Genomic DNA, 4,706 nt, shown 5'->3' with positions numbered 1-4,706 from the left:
ATTGCCTAAAGAAAAAGGTGGTTTAGATGGAGAATGTGTATTCATTGATACAGAAAACACTTTCAGACCTGAAAGGGTAGAACAAATCGCAGATGCATTTGGGCTTGACCATGAAGAAGTCTTAAGAAAAATTCACATTGCAAGAGCATTCAACTCTTCTCACCAAATCTTGATGGCTGAAAAGATCAATGAATTGATTCAAAGTGGTGTTAATGTAAGATTGGTCATTGTTGACTCCCTTATGGCACACTTCAGAGCAGAATATGTTGGAAGAGAATCCTTAGCTGTAAGACAACAAAAATTAAACCAACACTTACACTCACTTCAACAAATTGCTAATACTTACAATGTTGCTGTATTTATTACAAACCAAGTTCAAGCTAAACCGGATTCATTCTTTGGAAGTCCGACAAAAGCAATCGGTGGTCACGTTTTAGGACACGCATCCACTTACAGAATTTGGCTTAAAAAAGGTTTGGCTGGAAAAAGAATTGCACGTTTAGTAGATTCACCTCATTTACCTGAAGGTGAATGTGTATTTAAAATTACAAGTGAAGGTATTGTTAGCTAATTGTTAACAATTTCTTATTTTTTATAAATTTTATTCATTTTATTTTGATTTTTTTCTCTTTTTTTGGTTTTTTCATTAATTTTAAATACTATTAAAGTTAATTAATTGTTATGGATGCTATAGCTATTACTATTTTTTCAATTATAATAATGATTGGATTAGGTTATGTTCTCAAAAGAATTGACTTTTTATCCAAAAAAGATATGGATCCATTTAATAAAATAGTAATATATATCTTAATGCCATGTATGATATTCAATGCAATTTATAATGCAGATTTATCATCACTTCCGAAATTGAGTGTATTGCCTTTTATTATTTTGGCTTCATCTATTGTCACAGGAATAATTTCATATTTCATTTTAAAAAGATTAGATATGGATGATAAACAAATATGGAGTGTATTGGTCACTGTAATGATTGCTAATACTGCTTTTATGGGTTATCCAGTTACATTAGGTATCTATGGACAAACCGGATTTTTAAGAGCAATATTTTGTGATATGGCGACATTATGTATGTTCTTATTGTTATCTTTTGTTTTAATTTTAAAATTTGGGGGAACAATTAAGACTGCTATTAGAAAAATTGCACTTTTCCCACCTTTATGGGCTGTTGTTTTAGGTTTACTTTTTAATTTATTACATATTCCAATTGGTGATGTTTGTGAATATACAGTTAATTATTTAGGTCAAGGTGCTATTCCTTTAATCATGATTACCTTAGGGTTATCTATTGACTTTTCAGCATTAGCTAGAAGTAAAGCAATGATTGTCTTTACATCAATCATGAAATTAGCATTTTTCCCGTTAGTTGCATTTATTCTTGCAACAAAATTAGGTTTAGTTGATTTACAGTATAATGTTTCAATTATAGAAGCTGCAATGCCTTCAGGAATGATGTCATTGTTACTTGCAATTACCTATAAATTGGATTATGAATTGACTTCAGATTGTATATTGATCAACACTGTAATCTCTTTGATTACACTCCCAATTATTATTTCATTGTTGTAGTTAAAAATTGAAACATTTTTTAACTACTATTCTTTTATTTTTTATAAAAACTGTCATTTTTTATTTATTTGACTTAATTAACTTAATTTATTCTTTATTTTATTTTTTACATTTATTTATCCCGTATATTATTTTATCATATATAAACTTTACTCCAAGTTTTTTATAGAAATGTTTATAAGTGTGTATTTACTACATAAATATATCTAATACTATGTAAAATTTTTATAGTCTATTTTTAAAAAATTGCAATTTTTTATATATATTAGATATTTTTCACGACTTGTACAAGGTGAATTATATGGCAGAAGAAAAAAGAGATAATAACGAAGAATTAAGGATCGGTGTTTACGTCTGTCACTGTGGTGTAAACGTTGGTGGAGTTGTAGACTGTCCTACCGTAGCAGAATACGCTAAAGCATTACCAAATGTAGTTCACGCAACTGACTACAAATACATGTGTTCTGACCCAGGTCAAGCTATGATCCAAGAAGACATCAAAGAGAAAAACTTAAACAGAATTGTTGTTGCAGCATGTTCCCCTCGTCTTCACGAACCTACTTTCCGTAGATGTGTAGAAGAAGCAGGATTAAACAAATTCTTATTTGAATTTGCTAACTTAAGAGAACAAGACTCTTGGGTACACATGAACGAACCTGAAGCAGCTACCGAAAAAGCTAAAGATTTAGTACGTATGGCTGTTGCAAAAGCAAGATTACTCGAACCATTAGAAGCTACCAAAGTAGCAGTAGATAACAAAGCTTTAGTTATCGGTGGTGGAGTATGTGGTATTCAAACCGCATTAGATTTAGGTGATATGGGATTCAAAACCTACATGGTAGAAAGAAACCCAACCATTGGTGGAAGAATGGGACAATTAGATAAAACTTTCCCTACTCTTGACTGTTCAATGTGTATTTTAGCACCTAAAATGGTAGACTGTGCAAAACACGAAAACATCGAATTAATTTCCTACGCAGAAGTAAAAGAAGTAGACGGATACATCGGAAACTTCACTGTAAAAGTAGAGAAAAAAGCAAGATATGTTGACGAAGATCTTTGTACTGGATGTGGAGCTTGTGTGGAAGCTTGTCCTATCGAAATACCTAACTACTACGACGAAGGTGTAGGTATGGTAAAAGCTGCATACATCCCATTCCCTCAAGCTGTACCATTATGTGCAACTATTGACAAAGATTACTGTATCGAATGTATGTTATGTACTCAAGCATGTGGTCCTGACGCAATCGACCACAACCAAGAAGCTACTGAAATCGAATTAGAAGTTGGTACTATTGTAGCAGCTATCGGTTACGACCCATTCGACCCATCCGGAATTTACCAATACGGATACGGACGTTACACTAACGTAATTACCGCTATGGAAATCGAAAGGATGATTAACGCATCCGGTCCTACTGGTGGACACGTAATCAAACCTTCCGATGGTATTGAACCTAAACGTGTAGCATTCATCCACTGTGTCGGTTCCAGAGATGAAACTATCGGTAAACCTTACTGTTCCAGAGTATGTTGTATGTACTCCATGAAAAACGCTCAATTATGTATTGACCACGAACCTGATACTGAAGTAACTTGTTACTACATGGATATCCGTGCATTCGGTAAAGGATACGAAGAGTTCTACAAAACATCTCAAGAAAAATATGGAATTGAATTTATCAGAGGTAAACCAGCTCAAATCCTCGAAAACGACGATTTAACCTTAACTATCAGAGCAGAAGATACTTTACTAGGTAAAGTAACTGAATACACTTACGATTTAGTTGTATTAAGTGTAGGTCTCGAACACGCTGCAGGATCTGACGAACTCAGACAAACCTTAGGTGTTTCCAAATCTGCAGACGGATTCTACATGGAAGCTCACCCTAAACTCAGACCTGTTGACACCTTAACTGATGGTGTTTACATTGCTGGTGTAGCACAAGGTCCTAAAGATATTCCTGACTCCGTAGCTCAAGGTTCAGCTGCAGCATCCAGAGCAGCTATCCCAATGGCACAAGGAGAAGTAGAAATCGAACCTATTATTGCATCCAACGATGAAGCTATTTGTGGTGCTTGCCAAGTATGTGTAGAATTATGCCCATACGGTGCTATCGGTATCGCAACTGGTGTAGGTGGAAAAGAATTTGCACAAATTAACTCCGCATTATGTAAAGGATGTGGTACTTGTGTAGGTGCATGTCCATCTGGTGCAATGAACCAACAACACTTCAAAACCGAGCAAATTATGGCACAAATCAGTGCTGCTCTTGAAGACATAGGTAAATAGATTTAGAGATTTATTCTCTATTTCTTTTTTTTATTTTTTTTGACTAATGGTAATGTTTTTAATTTAACTTTTTTTCGTAATTTTATATTTTATAATTTTTATTAATCGACTTTTTCAAAAACTTTGTTGATTTGAAATTTTTTGATGAAATTGGTTTGGAATTTTTTATTTTGTCTAAAAATAGTTAAATTTAATAAATAAGTGGAGTAAAAGTTTTTATCATGCTAAACCAAAAAACAAATACCCCAAATAGCATTTTAGATGTTAAACAATATATTTTGCGATTCCAATGATGGATTAGTGCTTTCCGACCCTCGTTTTGTGAAAATTTTTAATTCCTGTCAAAAAGTTTTAAAATCTTTTGATTTAAGCTTTAAGAAGGATGTTCCTTATTTTAAAATGAGTTTGGCTAGATGCCCATATTGCGGAACTCGTCATGTTGTTAAATATGGTTTTACAAAAAGAACATTAGTGTTTAAAGAAATTGGTAAAATAAAGGTGAAAGTTCAGCGCTATATTTGTAAACGTTGTGGTAAAACCTTTCAAACTGATTTAACAAGTCTTGTTGATAAAAACAGCAATTTTACGAATGAATTGAAAAGTGAATCAGAACATTTAATTTCAGATTACCTGGGAAGCTTAAAAAATGTTTGTAAATCATTTAAAAAATTCTTTGGAATCACAGTTTTCACATCAAACAATTGAAAATTGGCTTTTTGTTAATGAAAACATTTTTAGAATTTGATTTAGGGCGTTGCTCGGGTTATTATGTCTTTGATGTAGAATGGCTAAAAATCAACGAAGAATGGAAATATCGTCACACATT

General features: G+C 32.8%; 4 protein-coding genes. All 4 read left to right on the top strand.

The window, feature by feature from the left end; translation table 11 throughout:
- Positions 1 to 571: DNA repair and recombination protein RadA (gene radA / locus MR875_05515; protein MCI6994293.1), on the top strand; the 571-nt coding region annotated here is incomplete at its 5' end.
- Between the two features lie 110 nt (positions 572 to 681).
- A complete protein-coding gene (locus MR875_05510; protein MCI6994292.1) occupies positions 682 to 1,587 on the top strand; it encodes an AEC family transporter in 906 nt (301 codons plus the stop codon).
- Positions 1,588 to 1,888: 301 nt separating this feature from the next.
- On the top strand, positions 1,889 to 3,880 hold the full coding sequence (locus MR875_05505; protein ID MCI6994291.1) for a CoB--CoM heterodisulfide reductase iron-sulfur subunit A family protein: 1,992 nt from the start codon (positions 1,889 to 1,891) through the stop codon (positions 3,878 to 3,880).
- Between the two features lie 261 nt (positions 3,881 to 4,141).
- Positions 4,142 to 4,585, top strand: a complete 444-nt coding sequence (locus tag MR875_05500; protein ID MCI6994290.1) for a hypothetical protein — start codon at positions 4,142 to 4,144, stop codon at positions 4,583 to 4,585.
- Positions 4,586 to 4,706: the final 121 nt, after the last annotated feature.

Source organism: Methanobrevibacter sp. (assembly GCA_022775905.1).
In the GTDB taxonomy this organism is placed as follows: domain Archaea; phylum Methanobacteriota; class Methanobacteria; order Methanobacteriales; family Methanobacteriaceae; genus Methanocatella.
Note: the sequence above shows the minus strand (reverse complement) of the source record. Positions and strands in the feature narration are given on the sequence as shown.